General features: G+C 58.9%; 22 protein-coding genes. 5 read left to right on the top strand and 17 right to left on the bottom strand.

The genetic code is table 11. The annotated features are described in order from the left end of the window. Nucleotides 1-6 precede the first annotated feature (6 nt). Nucleotides 7-1,671, bottom strand: coding sequence for a SulP family inorganic anion transporter (locus tag MDG893_RS08000; RefSeq protein ID WP_007153246.1), 1,665 nt, complete (start codon nt 1,669-1,671; stop codon nt 7-9). 171 nt (nt 1,672-1,842) lie between these two features. Between MDG893_RS08000 and MDG893_RS07995 the strand changes: the two genes are divergently transcribed. Next, nucleotides 1,843-2,382: a cytochrome b gene (locus MDG893_RS07995; protein ID WP_007153245.1), complete on the top strand. Its 540-nt coding sequence runs from the start codon at nt 1,843-1,845 to the stop codon at nt 2,380-2,382. Nucleotides 2,383-2,425: 43 nt separating this feature from the next. Here MDG893_RS07995 and MDG893_RS07990 read toward each other — a convergent pair whose 3' ends face one another. The 9 genes from MDG893_RS07990 to MDG893_RS07950 form a co-directional block, all read right to left on the bottom strand. Next, the gene (locus MDG893_RS07990; protein ID WP_007153244.1) at nt 2,426-2,653 is read right to left on the bottom strand and encodes a sulfurtransferase TusA family protein; all 228 of its coding nucleotides are present in this window, start codon (nt 2,651-2,653) and stop codon (nt 2,426-2,428) included. Nucleotides 2,654-2,672: 19 nt separating this feature from the next. Next, a complete protein-coding gene (locus tag MDG893_RS21300; protein ID WP_007153243.1) occupies nt 2,673-2,798 on the bottom strand; it encodes a hypothetical protein in 126 nt (41 codons plus the stop codon). Beyond that, complete coding sequence (locus MDG893_RS07980) at nt 2,795-3,967, bottom strand: formate dehydrogenase subunit gamma (RefSeq protein WP_007153242.1); 1,173 nt, start codon at nt 3,965-3,967, stop codon at nt 2,795-2,797. The genes MDG893_RS21300 and MDG893_RS07980 overlap by 4 nt, the downstream gene beginning before the upstream one ends. 84 nt (nt 3,968-4,051) lie before the next feature. Then, nucleotides 4,052-4,660, bottom strand: coding sequence for a formate dehydrogenase FDH3 subunit beta (gene fdh3B / locus MDG893_RS07975; RefSeq protein WP_007153241.1), 609 nt, complete (start codon nt 4,658-4,660; stop codon nt 4,052-4,054). Between the two features lie 15 nt (nt 4,661-4,675). Next, on the bottom strand, nt 4,676-7,561 hold the full coding sequence (locus tag MDG893_RS07970; protein ID WP_007153240.1) for a formate dehydrogenase subunit alpha: 2,886 nt from the start codon (nt 7,559-7,561) through the stop codon (nt 4,676-4,678). 86 nt (nt 7,562-7,647) lie between these two features. After that, on the bottom strand, nt 7,648-7,836 hold the full coding sequence (locus MDG893_RS07965; protein ID WP_007153239.1) for a twin-arginine translocation signal domain-containing protein: 189 nt from the start codon (nt 7,834-7,836) through the stop codon (nt 7,648-7,650). A 41-nt stretch (nt 7,837-7,877) separates the two neighbouring features. Further along, entirely contained in the window at nt 7,878-8,489 is a 612-nt protein-coding gene (locus tag MDG893_RS07960; protein WP_040474423.1) for a TorD/DmsD family molecular chaperone, read from the bottom strand. Nucleotides 8,490-8,611: 122 nt separating this feature from the next. Beyond that, complete coding sequence (locus tag MDG893_RS07955; RefSeq protein WP_007153237.1) at nt 8,612-9,238, bottom strand: DUF3306 domain-containing protein; 627 nt, start codon at nt 9,236-9,238, stop codon at nt 8,612-8,614. Continuing rightward, complete coding sequence (locus MDG893_RS07950; protein ID WP_007153236.1) at nt 9,238-9,816, bottom strand: DUF3305 domain-containing protein; 579 nt, start codon at nt 9,814-9,816, stop codon at nt 9,238-9,240. The genes MDG893_RS07955 and MDG893_RS07950 overlap by 1 nt, the downstream gene beginning before the upstream one ends. A gap of 149 nt (nt 9,817-9,965) precedes the next feature. On the opposite strand from MDG893_RS07950, the gene MDG893_RS07945 reads away from it, so the two are divergent. The 4 genes from MDG893_RS07945 to MDG893_RS07930 are packed head-to-tail and all read left to right on the top strand — an operon-like array spanning nt 9,966 to nt 13,984. Next, on the top strand, nt 9,966-11,945 hold the full coding sequence (locus MDG893_RS07945) for a 4Fe-4S binding protein (RefSeq protein ID WP_007153235.1): 1,980 nt from the start codon (nt 9,966-9,968) through the stop codon (nt 11,943-11,945). A 19-nt stretch (nt 11,946-11,964) separates the two neighbouring features. After that, the gene (locus MDG893_RS07940) at nt 11,965-12,810 is read left to right on the top strand and encodes an Mrp/NBP35 family ATP-binding protein (RefSeq protein ID WP_007153234.1); all 846 of its coding nucleotides are present in this window, start codon (nt 11,965-11,967) and stop codon (nt 12,808-12,810) included. Continuing rightward, nucleotides 12,807-13,511 carry a biotin/lipoate--protein ligase family protein gene (locus tag MDG893_RS07935; protein WP_007153233.1) on the top strand — a complete coding sequence of 235 codons (705 nt, stop codon included), beginning with the start codon at nt 12,807-12,809 and terminating at the stop codon, nt 13,509-13,511. The genes MDG893_RS07940 and MDG893_RS07935 overlap by 4 nt, the downstream gene beginning before the upstream one ends. Further along, complete coding sequence (locus tag MDG893_RS07930; protein WP_007153232.1) at nt 13,508-13,984, top strand: DUF6505 family protein; 477 nt, start codon at nt 13,508-13,510, stop codon at nt 13,982-13,984. Before MDG893_RS07935 ends, MDG893_RS07930 begins: the two co-directional genes overlap by 4 nt. Here the strand turns inward: MDG893_RS07930 and MDG893_RS07925 are convergent, their stop codons facing one another. The 7 genes from MDG893_RS07925 to MDG893_RS07895 form a co-directional block, all read right to left on the bottom strand. Further along, a complete protein-coding gene (locus tag MDG893_RS07925) occupies nt 13,985-15,247 on the bottom strand; it encodes a molybdopterin-binding protein (protein ID WP_007153231.1) in 1,263 nt (420 codons plus the stop codon). Next, entirely contained in the window at nt 15,244-15,735 is a 492-nt protein-coding gene (gene mobB, locus MDG893_RS07920) for a molybdopterin-guanine dinucleotide biosynthesis protein B (protein ID WP_007153230.1), read from the bottom strand. The genes MDG893_RS07925 and mobB overlap by 4 nt, the downstream gene beginning before the upstream one ends. Beyond that, a complete protein-coding gene (gene mobA, locus MDG893_RS07915) occupies nt 15,732-16,319 on the bottom strand; it encodes a molybdenum cofactor guanylyltransferase MobA (protein ID WP_007153229.1) in 588 nt (195 codons plus the stop codon). Before mobA ends, mobB begins: the two co-directional genes overlap by 4 nt. Beyond that, nucleotides 16,312-17,181, bottom strand: a complete 870-nt coding sequence (locus tag MDG893_RS07910) for a formate dehydrogenase accessory sulfurtransferase FdhD (protein WP_007153228.1) — start codon at nt 17,179-17,181, stop codon at nt 16,312-16,314. The genes mobA and MDG893_RS07910 overlap by 8 nt, the downstream gene beginning before the upstream one ends. Before the next feature lie 65 nt (nt 17,182-17,246). Further along, complete coding sequence (locus tag MDG893_RS07905) at nt 17,247-18,053, bottom strand: ABC transporter substrate-binding protein (protein ID WP_007153227.1); 807 nt, start codon at nt 18,051-18,053, stop codon at nt 17,247-17,249. Between the two features lie 69 nt (nt 18,054-18,122). Continuing rightward, on the bottom strand, nt 18,123-18,866 hold the full coding sequence (locus MDG893_RS07900; RefSeq protein WP_007153226.1) for an ABC transporter ATP-binding protein: 744 nt from the start codon (nt 18,864-18,866) through the stop codon (nt 18,123-18,125). Beyond that, nucleotides 18,863-19,561 carry an ABC transporter permease gene (locus MDG893_RS07895; protein WP_007153225.1) on the bottom strand — a complete coding sequence of 233 codons (699 nt, stop codon included), beginning with the start codon at nt 19,559-19,561 and terminating at the stop codon, nt 18,863-18,865. Before MDG893_RS07895 ends, MDG893_RS07900 begins: the two co-directional genes overlap by 4 nt. Nucleotides 19,562-19,577: the final 16 nt, after the last annotated feature.

Genomic DNA, 19,577 nt, shown 5'->3' with positions numbered 1-19,577 from the left:
CAGGTATTACGTCAATGCCTCAATCGCTTTCGCGTCGGTCGCAAAAATGTTCTCCTCTTTGATCAGTTGCGCCAGTCCTGTCCTTGAAAGGGCTTCTCTCAACGGAAGTTTTGGGCCAGACAGGTAGAGGGTTATGCCTCTGGCATCCAGAAAAGACCAGATGTCCTGCAGGGTGTCCAGGCCGGTAGAGTCGACCTGGTTCAGGGACGACGCTGAAATCAGCACGGTTCTCAGATTCGGGTCAGCATCCACTCGCTTGCGGATAGAGCGCTCCAGAACAGGTGCCGTCAGGTAAGTGAGTGAGGCGTCCATACGAACCCCGAGAACCCCCTCGGCAATCGGCGGCAGCTGGTAAAGATGCCTGTCACGAAATCCACCTGACTCATGAACCCCCAGTTCAATGATTCGCGGCATGGCATGGTGATGAAGGAAGGCGAGCAAAGACGCTGCCATGCCCGCCAGTATGCCCCAGTACAGGTTTGGCACGGTGACCAGTGTCACCACCAGAGTGACGAGAGCTACCACGCCGTCTTTGGGGTTTTCACGACTTAATCGGGTAAGCGAGCGGACATCAATCAGCCGGGTGACGGGCACGATGATGATGGCAGCGAGAATAGCGGTCGGCAGGTGATACAGGAGTTCTGTAAATCCGAAAAGGGAGATCAGCACCACCAGCGAGGCGATCAGGGATGCCCTCGCGGTTTTCGCGCCACTGTAGGCATTCAGCGCCGTGCGAGAGAATGAACCACTGACGGGGAAGGCTCCGCTGAAGCCGCTGGCCATTTTTGCCAGCCCCTGACCGATTAACTCCTGATTCCGGTCCCACGGTTCCCCCGTTATGCGCGACATGGTGCGGCAACTGGACATCGCTTCGGTAAAGCTGATCAGTGCAATGATTGCAGCAGGTAGCAGAAGCGCCAGATGCTGGTCAACGGAGAGTGTCAGAGGCAATGAAGGATGGGGAAGTCCGCTGCCAACCGGCCCGATAACCGAGCCACCAAGGTCTCCAAACCCCAGCAGGTAACTGCCGGCGATGCCAATCAGGGTAACCACCATCACTGCAGGCAGGCGCGCGGTCAATTTCCCGAGTAACAGCAAAGCGGCCACGCCACCAAGGCCGAACCCGGCGGTTGCAATCAGCCGCCAGGGAGCGTGTTGCCATTCCTGCCAGATCGTGGATAGCCAGTTTTCACCGGCACCAGTATCGAAGCCCAACAGGGAAGGGATCTGCGAAACGATAATGATGACGGCAGCCGCATTTACGAATCCCTGAACGACAGCGTTCGAGATCAGATTGGCAAGAATGCCCATGCGGAACGCGCCCATAAGAAACTGCATGAGCCCGGAATAGAGCGCGAGCCATATCGCCATCACCACCCATTCCGGGGATCCCGCTTCGGCCATCGGTTGCAGCGCTGCAAAGGTCAGCAGGCTGGTCAATGCCACAGGCCCGACCGCAAGCATTGACGATGAACCGAACAAGGCCCCAACAATGCCCGGCAGCAGTGCCGCATAGAGACCGGTAACGGGAGGCATTCCCGCAAGTTGGGCGTATGCCAGGGCCTGGGGAACCAGCACCAACCCGACCGTGATGCCGGCAATGGCATCCGCCCGGGATTGCCGTCTCGTGGGCCTGGCCCATTTCAGAAAGGGAAAGAGCCTGAAGATCATTTAGACGCGTAGCCGCTGGAGCTCTCCGTTAAGGGCTTTGATAATCGTATAGCACATTACCAGCATCCGGATGGAGAAAGTAGAATTCGACTCCATGAACTATGCTTTCATAAGACTGCATGGCACCGCCTCTGGAGAGTGCACGAATAAATTCGCTGATGGAGAAGGCGTATGCAACAGGTCCAGAAATACCCCGCGGGCTGGCGGGTACTGCATTGGGTAATGGCGCTGATGGTTCTGACGTTGATACCTGTCGGACTCTGGATGGCGTCGCGCGCGGAAGCTGATATCTGGGGGGCGCTGACGAACACTTTGTACAGTGCGCACAAAGCCATTGGTTTCAGCGTGCTGCTACTGATGATCTTGCGGATCGCGGTGAAAATTGGGGTGAAAAGTCCCCCTTATCCGGAGAGCATGCCTCGTGCATTGCAGGTTGCCGCGAAAAGTGTGCATCACCTGATCTATGTGTTGCTGGTGTTAACTCCTTTGTTTGGCTGGGCCGGTGTGACGGCGTTTCCGGCCCTGGGCATAGTTGGCGATATCCAGCTGCCCGCGATGCCGTTGGTGCCAGAGGACGAAGAGCTGGCTGCGAGCCTGTTTGCAATACACGGGTGGCTTGCCATAACGTTAGGTGTTCTGGTCGCCGGCCATATCGGAGCGGCCTTTCGCCATATGCTCCGTGGGGATGGTATTTTCCGCAGGATGGTTTGAACCAGCATGCTCTGACCGCAGCGGGTCCGTTCCGATGCAACCGCTAAGCCAGGCAGATGCGGTACCGAAGCACCCCGGCATCCTCCTCGCGAACCCATTCAACCCGGTGCCCGGTCAGTTCGCACAGCACCTGTAAATCCCGGCGGCCGCTGGGATCATCGGCCAGGAATTCAACCTGCGTGCCGCTGGGAAGGCCCTGGGTGCGCTTTTTAAAACGCAGAACGGGCAGGGGGCATACCAAGCCGATGGCATCGATTTGGTAAACCTCCATTTCCTGTTTCCGGGATTGTTCAGTCAAGCCGCACGCTCTCACTGCTGGTTTGCGCGGCTGAGGACCACCCGAACTGGTCGAGAACGAGCGGAGCGGCAAAGGCAATCACCAGGGCCGCGACAAACGCTGAAATCATAACCTTCACGATGACCCTCCTTTGCCTTGCTTGGCTTCAACTTCGGCCACCCACAGATCGTGGTGCTGGCGTGCCCACTCTACATCAACCTGGCCGTTACCCATGGCATCGAACGCGCCTTCCATACCAACCGAGCCAATATAGATGTGGGCGATGATGGCCAGCATCATCACGAACGCTACAATCGAGTGCCAGAGGTTGGCGTATTGCATCTCTTCGTGGGGCGCCAGATCGGTCGGGAAGCTGGTTCCCAGAACACTGTTCATGATGCCGAAGGTATCGGCAAACATGGGCATCTGAAACGGGAACAGCAGCGACAGCCCGGAGAGAGACACGGAGACGCCCAGCACCATCACGGTCCAGAAAATGATCTTCTGGCCGGCGTTGAACTTCTTCGCGGACGGATGGCTCTTGGTGAAGATGCCACCGCCGGCCTTGAGCCATTGCCAGTCCAGCTTGTTGGGGATGTTATGGGCTACCCACATGACAAAGGTCATCACCAGCCCCAGCATGAACGCCCATGCAACGTTATTGTGGATCCATTTGGAGCCGGCAGCCAGGGTGGCAAAGGCGTCGGCCCCCATGACCGGGATCAGGAAGCTGCGCCCCATCAGGGTGATTAGCCCCGTCAGGCCCAGGGCGATAAACGAGCCAGCCAGCAACCAATGGCCGAACCGCTCGACGGCTTTGAATCGTTCAATCGTGGTGCCCGCAGGGCCGCCTTCGATTTTGATCCTGCCGCGAACAAGGTAGAACACCACCAGCAATGCGATGAAGCCCAGAATGGCACCGCCGCCGTAGGTGATGACCGGCCCTTCACGCAACTGATACCAGCGCACGCCTCCGTCCTGAATCAGAACATCGGCGGCCGGATTGCGAACCTGGGTTTCAATGTCGATGTCGTCGTAGCGAACGCCTCGCCAGACGTCCGCATCGGAGCGCCCACCACGGGTGCCCAGCGGCTCGTTGATCGGCGCCGCATTGGCGGGATTGCCTGTTTCTTTCGAGCGGGATTCCCCGTCAGCTTTCTGCTTCTCCTGGCGGGCCATGATGTCTTCGAGGGTTTGGCCTCCCCCGCCAGACATCCGGTCAGACTCGGGAACGTCCTGCGCCCACACAGGATTGAAGAGTAGTGTCGCCAGTACCAGGACGGCCGCACCGAATGTTTTACCGTTCATTAAAGCACTCCAGCGGAATGAACAAAAAGAATCCTTGCCTCAACGAATTCCGGGGCACCAAGGCCCCGGAAACATCAAGCGGGCTTAAGCACCCTTCTTCTCGTAGGCTGTGCCCCATCCCCAGGCGCCTGAACCGAAACCACGGTTCACCACACGCTGGCGATAGATGTCCGCCACCTCGTTGCCATCACCGGCCAACAGGGCTTTGGTCGAGCACATTTCCGCACAGATCGGCAGCTTGCCCTCCGCAATACGGTTGCGTCCGTACTTGGAGAACTCGGCCGTGGAGTTGTCTTCTTCAGGACCGCCTGCACAGAACGTGCATTTGTCCATCTTGCCACGGCTGCCAAAGTTACCCGCCTGCGGGAACTGGGGCGCGCCGAAGGGGCAAGCGTAGAAACAATACCCACAACCAATACACAGATCCTTGGAGTGCAGCACCACGCCGTCTTCGGTCTGGTAGAAGCAATCCACCGGACAGACGGCCATACAGGGCGCGTCTGAACAGTGCATGCAGGCTACCGAGATCGAACGTTCGCCGGGTTTGCCATCTTCGATGGTCACCACGCGGCGGCGGTTGATGCCCCAGGGGACTTCATGTTCATTTTTGCAGGCCGTTACGCAGGCATTACACTCGATGCAGCGTTCGGCATCGCAAAGGAATTTCGCTCTTGCTTGTCCTTCAATGGCCATGATCTACACCTCTTGTTATGCCGGCATAATCGAACACAGGGTGCACTTGGTCTCTTGCATCTGCGTGACCGAGTCATACCCGTATGTTTGAACTGTGTTGGTGGATTCACCCAATACGTAAGGGTCGGAGCCTTTCGGATACTTGTCCCTCAGATCCCTGCCCTCCAGGTGTCCGCCGAAGTGGAACGGCATGAAGGCGACACCCTCGCCGACCCGTTCGGTCACCATGGCCTTGACTTTGATGCGTGCACCTTCCGGGCCAGACACCCAGACATCCTTGCCGTCACGAATGTTCATGTTGTTCGCATCACGCGGATTTACCTCAATGAACATTTCCTGCTGCAATTCCGCCAGCCAGGGGTTGGACCGGGTCTCGTCACCACCACCTTCGTATTCCACCAGTCGCCCAGAGGTCAGAATGATGGGGAAGTCCTTACTGAAGTCCTTCTTCTGGATGGACTCGTATAGGGTCGGGACACGCCAGAAGGTCTTGTCCTCGTAGGTCGGGTAGTCCTTCACGAGGTCACGGCGGTTGGTATAGAGTGGTTCGCGATGGAGCGGCACGGGGTCCGGGAAGTTCCAGACGATGGCGCGGGCTTTGGCGTTACCAAAGGGTGCGCACTCGTGTTTGATCGCAACACGCTGGATGCCGCCAGACAGGTCGGTTTTCCAGTTGGTTTCGGGGCCGGCAACGGCATCAATGCTGGCACGCTCTTCGGCTGTCAGGTCGCCATCCCAGCCCAGGTCCATCAGCATCTGCATGGTGAACTCCGGATACCCGTCCTTGATCTCGGAGTTTTTCGAGTAAACGCCGTCCGCCAGCAGGTTTTCGCCGTTACGTTCAACGCCAAAACGGGCGCGGAAGGTCAGGCCGCCTTTGGACACAGGCAAAGACATGTCGTAAAGCACGTGTGTACCCGGATGGTTCATTTCCGGCGTACCCCAGGACGGCCATGGCAGGCCGTAGATATCACCATCGCAGGGGCCACCCACCGCACGCAGTGTGGTCTTGTCGAAGTGGTGCTGGTTGGCCATGTGCTTTTTCAGCCGCTCGGGCGACTGACCGGTGTAGCCGATGGTCCACATGCCACGGTTGAATTCGCGGGTAATGTCCTCGACGACCGGCTCATTGCCTTCAATGGCAATATTGCGGAACATACGATCGGTGAAGCCGAACTTGTCCGCGAACAGCTTTATGATTTCGTGATCGACCTTCGACTCGAACAACGGCTCAACGACTTTCTCACGCCACTGCAGCGAACGATTGGAAGCGGTAACTGAACCCGAGGTCTCGAACTGGGTGGTGGCGGGCAACAGGTAGGCGCCGTCCTTGCGATCATGTAGCACCGCTGACACAGTAGGGAAGGGATCCACCACGACCAGCAGGTCGAGCTTTTCCATGGCTTCCTTCATTTCCAGCATCCGGGTCTGCGAGTTGGGCGCGTGGCCCCACAGCACCATGGCCCGGGTATTGTCGGGCTGCTCCAGGTTTTCCTTGGCTTCCAGAACGCCGTCAATCCAGCGCGATACGGGAATGCCTTTCTCGTTCATCATGGCTCTGGATTTGCCATCCTTGTCCCACACGGCAAAACGCCCCTTGAGCCAATCCAGGTCCTCTTCCCAGACGCGGGCCCAATGAGCCCAGGAGCCAGCGGCCAGGCCATAGTAGCCGGGCAGGGTATCGGCCAATACACCCAGGTCAGTGGCGCCCTGAACGTTGTCATGGCCACGGAAGATGTTGGTGCCGCCGCCAGGAGCGCCCATGTTGCCCAGTGCCAGTTGCAGCACACAGTAGGCGCGGGTGTTGTTGTTGCCATTGGTGTGCTGGGTGCCACCCATACACCAGATGACCGTGCCAGGGCGGTTATTCGCCAGGGTACGAGCGACGCGCTCAAGCTGTGCTCCAGGCACACCGGTTACACGCTCGACTTCCTCAGGGTTCCATTTCTTTACTTCCTGCCGGATGTCGTCCATGCCGTACACCCGTGTGCGGATGAACTCCTTGTCTTCCCAGCTGTTCTCAAAGATGTGCCACAACAGGCCCCAGACCAGCGCGACGTCTGAACCCGGACGAAACCGAACATACTCATCCGCATGGGCGGCAGTGCGTGTGAAACGCGGGTCGCAGACGATCAGCGGTGCGTTGTTCTCTTCCTTGGCTTTCAGAAGGTGCAGCAGAGACACCGGGTGCGCTTCTGCAGGGTTACCGCCGATCAGGAAGATCGCTTTCGAATTGTGGATGTCGTTGTACGAATTGGTCATCGCACCGTAGCCCCAGGTGTTGGCTACACCGGCAACCGTGGTCGAATGGCAGATCCGGGCCTGGTGATCAACGTTGTTGGTGCCCCAGTAGGCGGCAAACTTGCGGAAGAGGTAGGAGCCCTCGTTGGAGAACTTCGCGCTACCCAGCCAGTAAACCGAGTCCGGACCGCTCTCGTCGCGGATCTGCAGCATCTTGTCACCGATCTCGTTGATCGCTTCGTCCCAGGAGATTTTCTGCCATTGTCCGCCGACCATTTTCATCGGGTACTTGAGACGGCGTTCGCCGTGAGCATGCTCGCGCACGGAGGCGCCTTTGGCGCAATGTGCGCCAAGGTTGAAGGGACTGTCCCAACCTGGCTCCTGCCCGATCCAGGTGCCATTCTGGACTTCCGCCATCACCGTGCAGCCAACCGAGCAGTGAGTACACACGGACTTTTTGCGAATCACTTCCCCGCCTCCCGTCGACGGGGTTGCGGCCTCAACTCGGCCAGGCGTCAGTGACAAAGCTGCCAAACCGCCCACTGTGACACCGGAGGCGGCCAGGAAACCACGACGATCCATGGTTTTGGCAGCGAGGGATGAAAGTAAAGAACCAGCACGGGGGCCTTTCGCTACCCCGTTGGTTTTCTTTCTTAACATGTCAATTACCTCTCTCTTTTTATTCTCGTTTTACGGAGGTGTGGCCATTCAAGAGCCTTTCGCAACCTTGAATGACGCACGCTTCCTTAAAAGCGAGCCGATTCGAAGTACTTACGTGTGTGTTCAGTGTCACGCAGCCCGCGGCTTTTCGGGGCTTCTTTCACCACCTCGGCTGCGGCGTTGGGGGAGACTGCCAGCGCAACAGCCGCAGGCGCTGCAGCTGCTGCCACCTTCAAGAAACGGCGGCGGCTGTTTTCACGTTTCGGGTTGTCCATTGGACACCTCCACCTGAGTTAAGGGACCGGGCAGGTCCCAGTTATTGAATGGCAAACGCATCGGCCTCAACGGCCATGAAAGCCCGGCCCAGCGAACCCACGGGCGCGTAGAAAACCGCGCTTTGCGCTTGTTCCAGATCGGTAAAGAACAGTTCCGCCCACTTTGCCAGGTGTGCGTCGAAAAAGGCTTTTTGAGATGGCTGGTCACTGTCACAAAGGAATTCGCCCGCAATAATGCCGGCCATGATTTCGCACAGCGTGCCCATATGATCTTCGGGTTCTTTAACGTTGTCTCTTGCCTTGATGCCCCGGGCCATCAGATCACTACGCAGATTCGCAAGGGGCTTCTCGTTGAGAAAACCGGTCAGGTAGTAACTGGTGTAGGGCAGTAATTCACCGCGACCGATGCCCACGAAAAGGTTGTTGAACTCCCTCTCGGCATCATTGGGCGAGGTGCGTTGGGCAAGGGCTGCGAGGTTTCGGGAGGCGGATCCAATCGGAGTGTCGTCACCCTTTAGGGTTGCCAGCCCCCGGAGCAGCTCACTCGAAGGTGGGCCGCCCAGCAAGACACCCAGCAACTGATACATTTGGGCCCTCGCTCGATCTTCGTCGCTGATCGAGCGAGGGCACTGAACTTCCGCAGTGTTGGCCAAGTCGTCTCTCTCTTATTGTTTCTTGTTTATTTCGTCGCTTGTTTATTGTTGTCTAATTTTTAATCACCGATCTACTGTGTATAGCTCCGATTTGTGTCGGGCGCAACTACAGTTGCTAATATTCATGACTCGTCAAAACGCATTCGCGGGCGGTAGTGCGGCGTCGGTTTCTCCCCGGTTTCGGTGAGCACTGATTGAGTGTGACGATCAGTATCTGATGGCGCCTCATCGATGTCGGAAACCGATGTTTCGCGCAGTCCTGCAGGTTCCGGAGGCACTACGGTTGTCGAAGCCTCGGCCGGCTTTGCGGTGCGATCCCCCGCCGGGCTATCAACCGGCTCATCAACCTTCGCGGTCCGGTCGATTAGCCCTTGTCCCACCTTGTAGAGGGTCTTTACGGCCCCCTTCGCAGCCGCCGCGTTCGTGAAATCCTCATCGTAGTCATTGAGCCCGTCCAGCACGGCGAGTACAGGGTTGGATTTCCAGAGTGACCGCAGGGCCCTGCGGCGCAGCAGCTCGGGGATTTCTTTTTGCATGAACCCGGTAATATCGGTACCCAGCTCGATGGCATCAGGATCGGGTAAACCGTACTTCTCCAATACGTCGTGCTCGGGCAAAGTCTGATTGATGGCGAGTTCCTGTTCTTCAGGTGACGGTTCAGACTCAACTGAAACAGGTGCTGCCGGCTCGGTCTTTTTGCCGGTTTCTGTTTTCTTGCGCGACCAACGCTGCAGGCGTGACTCAGTCATCACTGAATCCTCGGTTTCTTGATGTTGGCAGGTGCGCGGAAGACGTCGCTTTCCTGACGGATACGCGGATCGCCTTTGGCGTCTTCAATACCATCAACGTGGACACTGTCACGGCGCCGTTTCTTGAAGGGCTCTTCGATGTAGTGCATATCGACAAACTCTTTGATCCAGGCCGCCAGAGACTCGGGAATGGGCACGGGCTCGACGATACTTTCACCACTGTCCTGGGCATCCAATGCCTCATGGGCACTGGCGGTAATGGAGCTGATGACCCACCCTGAGGGAGAGTGACCGGTCTGGTCCTTATCCATGACAATCCAAACGGAGGGAACGGCCATGTTCAGGGACACGAGATAGCCCTCCACGTCGGCGCGAAAGAGCTCCATGGTCACCGTGCCTGCGTGGTAATCCACCTCATCGCCTTCATGGATCAGTTCTTTCCAGAATGCCTCCGGTGCGCCCGGTATGACCGCCACCGGCGTCCAGACATACCGCGCCCACTGGGTCACGCCAGGGGACCGGCGAACGACGGCACCGACTTGTAACACACGTTTCCAATGATCTGTGCGACTGCTCATGGCTGCTCTCTTTTGTTATTCCTTCAAGCTAGCAGGAGGTCAAAAAATATCCAACTATTCAATTGTCCTAAAACAAACGGCTGTGTCATGCTCGAAGAGCTATAGTGTTTCGTATACGTATAACAACAACGAAAAGAGTCAGATTCCTGATGACGGCACATAAGACCTTACTGCTATGCAGCTGCGATAAAACACAGTCCTTTGATCCAGAGGCACTGCGTAAGGCCGCAGCTGCTGAGCAGGTAATCGCAGTGGATCAATTGTGCGGCCATGACATGAAGACGGCCGCTGAGCACCTGGGTGGTGATGCAGAGATACTCATTGCCTGTGGCCAGCAGGCGGCCCTGTTCGAGCGTCTGGGCGAGGATGTCCAGGCCGAAACCGGGCATTCCGCGCCGCTGGGCACCATCGACATCCGGGACCGGGCAGGTTGGGGGAGCGCGAACGCAAACCCCAAACGTCAGCGTGCCAAGCAAGCGGCCCTGGTTGCTGCGGCCCAACTGCCGGCTCCGATAGCGCCTGCAAAAACGATCCGCTCCAGTGGGGTGTGCTGTATCGTCGGCCCCACTGAGCAGGCCATAAGGATGGCCGAGCTGGTGCAGGACGAGCTGGGGGTTACCTGTATTGTCAATGACGCCGGTCCCATACAGCTACCCTCTGCCGCCTACGACGTGGCGAAGGGCCGGCTGACGTCAGCTTATGGCGCGCTGGGCCATTTCAGGATGGAGTTTGCCCAGTTGCAAACCCTGAATCCCGCCGGCCGTGGTGCACTGGGTTTTGGCGAGGTGCAAGCCACCGCTCGCAGCGAGTGTGATGTGTTTATCGACCTCCGTGGTGGCGCTCCGGCCTTTCCCAGCTACCAGAAGCGCAACGGTTATTTCTGGGCCGACCCCGCCAAAACCGGGGAATTGGAGCGTATTGCCCTGACGGCCCGGGAGCGGGTCGGTGAGTTCGAGAAAACCGTCTACTTCAGGTTGGAAGAATCCCTGTGCGCCCACTCCCGGGCCAACAAACCCGGCTGTACCCGCTGCCTGGACGTCTGCCCCACAGAGGCCATTTTTTCGTTCGGCGACCACGTGCAGATTGATTCGGATATCTGTGCCGGCTGTGGCTCCTGCGCGGCTGTTTGCCCGACCTCAGCCATCACCATGAACGAAAGCCCTTTCGAAGCCCTGACCAAAGCCGTGGACGTGATGGCCAGGGTGTATCGTGAACATACCGAAGAATCCCCACGCCTGGTGTTTCATACCCTGAATGCCGGCGGTGAGGTCATGGCGCACCTGGCACGGTACGGCGATGGGTTGGCGGACGATCTGATTCCGATGGGGCTTGAGCATATCGATCGTATCGGCCATGCCGAGATCCTGGCCGCATTGGGCGCCGGCTATGCGGAAGTTCTGCTGCTGGCGGACAACGAGACTGACCGCGAGGCCGTTGCCGCGGAAGTGGAACTGGCTCAGGCGATGGTGAGCGGTGCCCACCATTCGCCCAGCCGAATTCGGGTGATTGCAGCTGACGAGCTCAGTGCAGAAGGGGACAATGCGGGGCGTGTCAGCGAGCCCGTATTACTGGTCGGCGGCCGCCGTGACATTACACGGGTGACCGTCAGTGCGATGGCAAACGGTGTTGAAGCGCCGATTCCGCTGCCACAGGGCGCGCCCTATGGCGCTATCGAAATCGATTCCGATAAATGCACGCTCTGTCTGGCCTGTGTGTCGCTGTGCCCCACTGGCGCTTTGGGAGATCATCCCGACCGGCCCGAGGTTCAGTTCACGGAAAATGCCTGTGTTCAGTGCGGCGTTTGCGAAAGCACCTGCCCCGAGACTGCCATCAACCTGAAGCCGCAACTGGATCTGTCCAAGGATGCGCTAAGTGCCCGGACACTGCACGGCGAGGAGCCTTTCGAATGCATCAAGTGTGGAAAGCCCTTCGGTGTCGCCAGCACCATTAACCGGATCGTTGAAAAACTGGAAAACCAGCACTGGATGTACAAAAACGCTGATAACGTCCAGCTTATAAAGATGTGTGACGACTGTCGGGTGAAATCTCAGTTCCACGGGGAAAACGCGCCCCTGGCGGGGGGAGAGCGCCCCAGGGTTCGCACCAGAGACGACTACCTGGACAGCTAAAATAGAAACGGGACACAACATGGTTGAATACACCGAAGTAGGAAAACCGAACCTGATTGGAACCGACGCCCCCCGGCCCCAGGACAAAAACCCGAAGGGGGTTGATCGCATCATTGCCATTGCTTCCGGTAAAGGAGGGGTTGGCAAGTCGACCGTGGCCTCTAACCTCGCGGTGGCAATGGCCTCGAAAGGTCTGAAAGTGGGCCTGTTGGATGCCGATGTCTACGGCCCTAGCCAGCCCCGTATGCTGGGCGTTTCCGGTCGGCCGTCCAGCCCCGATGGGAATACCATACTGCCGTTGCGCAATCACGGTGTGACCCTGATGTCCCTGGGGTTAATGGCCTCGGATGATGAAGCCATCGTCTGGCGTGGGCCCATGTTGATGGGCGCCCTGCAACAGATGATGAACCAGGTGGATTGGGGCAGGCTGGATGTCCTGTTGGTGGACCTGCCGCCAGGCACCGGTGATGTCCAGATGACCCTGAGCCAGAAATTCTTTGTTGCAGGGGCGGTGGTGGTCTCGACCCCCCAGGACATCGCGCTAATGGATGCGCGCAAAGGCATCGATATGTTCAAACGGATGGATGTGCCGCTGTTCGGCCTGATTGAAAACATGGCCTCTTTTATCTGCGATGGCTGCGGCAAAGAGCACCATCCGTTTGGACACGGCGGCGCCAGGGCGGAGGCTGAAAAATTGGGCGCGCCATTCCTGGGCGAGATTCCGCTTGATCTGGATATCCGCGTTGGTTCGGACGGCGGCGTACCGATTGTGGTGTCGAAGCCGGATAGCCCTCAGTCGAGGGCCTTCCAGCGTATCGCCGATGAGCTTATCGCCTCTGATGTCTACGCCGAGGCCATGCGATGACGGTGTCACCGCGCTTGCCGCCGCTGTTTACGGGCGAATGGGTACCAAACCAGACGGATCCGTTTGATAAGGCCGTCAGCCGTGCTATTGCCGGGGTCGATTCCGGCACGATCTTCTATTCCGACGCGGTGGACGTCTTGCGTGCGGCCCTGGTGCTGGCGCCGGAGACCTCATTGGAAGAGGCTGTCCAGGTGGTCTACGTGGCCCAGATAGGCCTGGCTGAAAGCCTTGGCGCGCTGGCCCCGCCCGAGGTGCCAGTGTTCTTCCAATGGCCTGACCGTATCAAGGTCAATGGCGCGGTGTGCGGCGGTGTCCGCTTTGCCGCGGATGTGTCAGAGCCCAGTGCCCATCCGAACTGGCTGGTGGTCGGCATTGATGTACCTTTTTTGCCGGTGGGCGGTGAGCCGGGCGAGACGCCGAACCAGACCTGTCTGCATGAGGAAGGCTGTGTTGAGATCACGCCCATGGCGCTCCTGGAAAGCTGGTCCAAACACACATTGCTGTGGCTGACTTACTACATGGACAGTGGTTTCGAACGCATACACAATGAGTGGCGGCCACGCTGTGACACCCTGGGCAAGATGATCGACCTGCCAAAGCCCGGGCTCTTTGTGGGCCTGGATGAAAAGGGCCGAATGCTGTTGCGCCAAGATGTTATGACCGAAACAGTGAGTTTGATCGAATTCGCGGAGCACGTATGAAACTGGCCCGAACCCTGCGACTGGATGTATCCGATGACAATGTATTTGATGTGCCGGCTCCCAGCGGTGAATGGGCGATCTCCGGTGGGTTTGAGTTCTCCAACTGGACCGAGGCGGACCTGAAGGGGAAGGCCCGGCAGGCCTTCAGCAATGGTTGGTACAGCATCGAGTCAGGCGGTCGCGCCACTTTTGTGGGCGTGTGCGACATCACCGACGCGGAATTGGAGCAGTTACGTCAGATCCTCGCGCAGACGTTTGTTGAGTGTTACGGCGCACCGGGTATCGATGCGGCCTATCCGGTCGCCTGCGAAGAAATCGACCAAATGCGCAACATGTGTGAGGACTTCGAGGACAACACGCTTTTGATGGTCAGCCGCACGCTCACCGAATTGGGTGTTGAGGAAACCTATCGTTCCCGGGCCCCGCAGGATGCCTCGCTGGAGGCCTTTGCCGTGCATGGCAGCGTTGACTGATTACAGTCCGAAACTGCCATAGGGAATAAACCGCACCAGGGTGCCCGGTTCTATCTGCTGGGCGCTTTCGTCCAACTCCACCAAACCCTCGGACCAGGCCAGGCCGGTTACCCGTCCAGAGCCCTCAGAGCCAAATACTTCAACCTGCCCATCCCGAACGCGGGCCCGCAACATCTCGCTACGCCCCGGTTTCTTGTTCTTGGAGAAACCAGCGGGCATGAGGTAGCCCTGAGGTTCGAACCAGGTTCCGCCTGCCAGCAATGCCATTGCTGGCGCGCCAAAACGCAGTGCGCAGACCCAGGCGGCGACCGGGTTTCCTGGCAGACCCACCACCGGCGTTCCCCGGAACATGGCCAGCGCCAGTGGGCGGCCCGGTTTGATGGCAATGCGCCAGTTACTGATGTCACCGTGTGCTTTCAGCGTTTTCGACACGTGATCCTCGTCGCCGGCAGACACACCACCGCTGGTCAGGATCAGGTCGCACTGTTCCGCGCCTCGCTCCAACGCCGCTTCGACTGCTTCGGCGCGGTCGAGGGCATGGCCCAGGTCCACCAACTCGTAGCCGAGTTGCGTCACCAGGGCGCTCAGCATCGGGCGGTTGGCGTCATAGATTTGCCAGTCGGTGACCGCTGAGCCGACGGGCTTTACTTCATCGCCCGTGGATAAAACGCCGACGCGCAGCTGCTGATAGGCATCCACTGATTCGATGCCCACACTGGCAAGTACTGAAATCTGGGTTGGGGTCAGACGAGTGCCTGCCGTGAGGATTCGATCCTGTGCCTTGATGTCCTCGCCGGCTTTGCGGGCATTGGCGCCCGCTTTCAACGTACCGTTTAGATGCAGGTGACCATTGATGACCTCGCAGTCTTCTTCGAGGACCACGGTATCCGCGCCGGCCGGCATCACCGCGCCGGTCAGAATCCGGATGGCGTGGCCCGCGGGTACATTGCCCATATACGGTTCCCCGGCGGCACTGCGGCCATCAACCAGGGGCAGGGTGCAGGGCACGTCTGTCAGCGGCCCTGCGAAGGCATAGCCATCGACTGCGGAATTGTTGCTCGGGGGATGGGCGCGGGGGGCATGAACATCGCTCGCCAGAATCCGACCGTTGACCCGCGACAGCGCAACGGCGTGTTCCACCCCCACCACCGGATGTAAACGCGAGCGCAATCGTTCCAGCGCCTCTTCCACCGGCGTCCAGTTCACACCCGGGGGTAGGGCGAAACAATCGTTACGAAGTGGCGTCGTTGCTTTCCCGTTCATGATTTCCCCGGGCTCAGAATAAAGTCAGCGATGGCGGGTATGTTGTTTACGTCGAACACAGGGCCCGGGAAATCCGCCGCATAGTCGGCCACCAGGGCAATGATGCTGGCGTCCTCCGGGTACAGGGGCGCACGCTCGGACTCACGCCGGTGCACTTCAATCTTGGGATGTGCGTGGGTTTTGAAGCCCTCGACCACCACCCAGTCGCAGGAGCCCAGCCGGGTCAGCAATTCATCCAGCGTTGGCTCTTCAGCGCCGCGCAACTCATGCATGATGGCAAAGCGCTGCCCGCCAGCCAGGATGACCTCGCGCGCTCCGGCGTCGCGGTGCTTGTAGCTGTCGGTATCGGGTTGGTCGACATCAACCCCGTGATGGGCGTGCTTGATCGAGTTAACCGTTAAACCCCTGCTGGAGAGCTCGCGAATCAGGGCCGCTGCCAGCGTGGTTTTTCCGCTGTTCTTCCAGCCCACAATGCCGATGACATTCACTTCAGGTGCTTCTCCGCCCAGGCCAGGTCTTCCGGTGTATTGATGTTAAAAAAGTCATCCTCAGCAAACACCACCAGCGTTTCTCCCTGGGCTTGTGTCCACTGGCGGATCTTGCGTACGCCGTCGTGCAAGGCGGCTCGCAGATCATCTCGCAACGCGACCTGCCAGCGACCAAACGTTGGCTGGGGCAGGCGGCCGCGTTCCGGATCCGGTGTTGCCGCGAGAACCACTGGCGTATCGTGCCCGGCCAATCGTGCGGCCAGATCCCGGGGGAATGAGGGGGTGTCCGCAGCGACGCTGATCAACCACTCGTGCCCCTGTTCGGCCGCCCAATCCATGCCCGCCAGAACCCCCGCCAGCGGGCCGGGAAAATCGCCGATGGAATCGGCCACCACCGGCAACCCCAGATCATCGAACCGGCTCAGGTCGCCATTGGCGTTCAACACCACGGCGTCCACCTGTGGCGTGATTCGATCAATAACACGTTGGATCAGCGACTGATTACCCAGCATCAATCGCCCCTTGTCACCGCCGCCCATCCGGTTGGCCTGGCCGCCCGCCAGAATGACCGCGCACTCAGTCATGCTCGGCCCCTTTTCGACGGTGCTTTTTGTCCTCATCGGGAACCTGTGACAAGTCCTGATCGAACACCAGGCGGTGCTGGCCGCTGAGGCAAGTGAACTTTTTACCGCGCATACGACCGATCAGGGTCAATCCGACCTGCCGGGCAATATCGACGCCCCAGGCGGTAAAACCGGACCGGCTGATCAGGGTCGGGATCCCCATCAGGGACGTTTTGATGACCATTTCGGAGGTCAGACGGCCGGTGGTGTAGAGGACTTTGTCGGCGGCGGTGATTCCGTTCAGGTACATCCAGCCTGCGATCTTATCCACTGCGTTATGGCGCCCGACATCTTCCATGTACGCCAGAATCTGGCGGTCCTGACACAGAACCGTGCCGTGAATGGCACCGGTTTCCATGTACAGGCTGGGGGTATGGTTGATCTGGTAGGAGAGATCGTAAAACGTGCTGGTGTGCACCGGTGTGTCCGGTAGTGACAACCCGTCAAGCCCTGCCATCATGTCACCGAACACCGTGCCCACGGCGCAGCCGGACGTGCGGGTTTTCTTTTCCAGTTTGTCTTCAACATCGGTAACACCTGCGGTACGCACTACGGCGACGTCCAGCTCTTCGTCGAAGTCAATTCCGGTGACCTGATCGGTTTCCTTCAGCATACCCTGATTCAGGAGAAAACCGAGGGCGAGATACTCCGGGTGATCGCCAATGGTCATGGCGGTGACAATCTCTTGGCTGTTCAGATAGATCGTCAGGGGGCGCTCTTCAATCACACCGATGGATTTTGATTGACCGTTTTCATCAACGCCCTCGACGGCGCGGGACAGACGAGGGTCTTTGGGGTCGGGTAGTATCGGATTAATGGTCATTGTTGTTATAGCTCTTCCAGGAACGCCACGGACTTGAAGCTCGATGCACGTCCCCAGAGATTAGCCTATTTGGCATTCGGGAAAAACAACTGTTGTCCGTCCACCTCGAAGTCCGCAATTGCCTGCTGTCCATCCTCGGAAATCAGCCAGTTATGCCACTGCTTCGCCAGATTGTGTTTAAGGTGCGGGTGCTTCTCTTCGGAGATCAGCAAGCTACCATACTGGTTGAACAGCACTTCGTCGCCGGCAAAAAGCAGCGTCAGGTTTTGGCGATTGCCAAACGCCACCCAGGTGGCGCGGTCGGACATCACGTACGCATTCATGGCCGCAGCGGTGTTGAGCGTTGGCCCCATGCCGCTACCGAGTTCGCGGTACCAGTCGCCGTCGGGTTTGACGCCGGCGTTCTCCCAGAGGCGCAGCTCGGCGCGGTTGGTGCCGCTGTCATCGCCGCGTGAGGTGAAGGGTGCCTTGGCGTGGGCAATCGCCGCGAAGGCCTCGGCGGCACTTTGTGCTTTCCCGATATTCGCCGGATCGTCCGCAGGGCCAATCAACACGAAATCGTTGTACATGACATCAGCCCGCTCGCTGGCGAAGCCGTTGTCGACAAATCGTTTTTCCCCGGCGGTATCGTGCACCAGGAGGCTGTCGGCGTCGCCGCGGCGGGCGATTTCAAACGCCTGACCGGTGCCCACCGCCACCACCCGCACGTCGATGCCGGTGGCCTCTTCGAACTGCGGTAAAATGGCGTCGAACAGCCCCGAGTTCTGGGTGGAAGTCGTTGAGGCCAGAGTGATGTAGTCATCGGCGAGTGCGTTGAACGCCAGGCCCATGCTGGTGACACTTGCGAGTGCAAGGATTAGTGCCTTTCTCATCTTTTTGTCTCCTTTCGCGTGTATCGAACGTGCAATGAGTAACGCGTCGGCAAAACCGTCAGGGCCGAACTATTCCACCAGTTCTCCGGCAATAAACGCTTGCCCCTCCCGCGAGACGGGGCTAATGAAAAAGGTTTCGGCAGAGGTGTGTTCACACACTTTCCCGCCAGAGAGAAACAACACATCCCCGGCAAGGCGCCTCGCCTGATGCAGATCGTGAGTGGTCATGACGATGCGCGTTCCCCGCTGATGGAACTCGCGTACCGCGGCCTCCACGCCTTTAATCGCCGCCGGGTCGAGTGCGGAGGTAGGTTCATCCAGAAACAGCACCTGGGGGGCAAGTACCCAGGCACGGGCCAGTGCCAAGCGCTGTTGCTCGCCGCCGGAGAGCACGCGCGCGGGCGTGTTTGCGCACGGGGTCAGCCCAAAATGCTCGAGTGCTTCCCAGGCGATCTTTGTACGTGTCTTGCGGGGGACATTATTCACCGCCAACGCGTGAATGAGATTGGCGACGGCCGAGCGGCGCAACAGTACCGGTTGCTGGAATACCATTGCCTGGCGGGGGCACCCCTCACTTGACCAGGCCACCTGTCCCTGAGTGGGTGAGAGCAAACCGTGAGCCAGCCGTAACAGAAGACTCTTGCCCGCCCCGTTTGGCCCCATCACCAGAGTGGGGCCGGTGCCGTTCAGGGTGAATGAGCAGGGGCCCAGCAGCGCCTTACCCTGCTGGCTGAAGGCGACACCATCAAAACGCAGTGTTGGTGGCGGGAGCAGGGCGGCCGAGGCAAGCAGCGGAACGTTAAACGACGTCATCCTATCCGCCTTCTGGTCAGTTCACCCACCAAATAGGCGCCTGTGTTGATCAACATGACCAGCGCCAGTAGTACGATCCCCAGTCCCAGTGCCAGGGGCAGGTTGCCCTTGCCGGTTTCCAGCACTATGGCGGTGGTCATGACCCGCGTGACCCCATCAATATTACCCCCCACCATCATCACCGCGCCCACTTCGGCGCTGGCGCGGCCAAAGCCGGCGAGCAGAACGGTCAATAACGCAAAACGGGCGTCCCACAGCAGGGTGGGCATCATGCGTGAGCGCGACATGCCCAGTGACATAAACTGCTCGCGGTACTCACCCAGAAGCTCTTCCACCTTCTGGCGCGAGAGCGCAGCCAGAATCGGTAACACCAGCACCACCTGGGCAATGACCATGGCCCCCGGTGTGAAAAGAAACCCCCACTCACCCAGAGGACCGGCTCTCGAGAGTAGTAAGTAGACAGCGAGCCCGGCCACCACCGGAGGCAGCCCCATCAAGGCATTGAGCACGACAATCATGATGCCGCGCCCGGGGAAGCGCCACAGTGCCACCGCAGCACCGAGAGGGAATCCCAGAACGGCCGCGATCAGTACCGCCAGAAGCGACACCTGCAGCGAAAGCGCCACGATCTGAAAGAGCGAAGCGTCGAGGTTTAGCAGTAGCGACAGCGCTACGTAAAACGCATTATTTTCCACAGCTGCGTCTCCTTGT

Origin of the sequence: Marinobacter algicola DG893 (assembly GCF_000170835.1) — a bacterium.
Taxonomy (GTDB): domain Bacteria; phylum Pseudomonadota; class Gammaproteobacteria; order Pseudomonadales; family Oleiphilaceae; genus Marinobacter; species Marinobacter algicola.
Note: the sequence above shows the minus strand (reverse complement) of the source record. Positions and strands in the feature narration are given on the sequence as shown.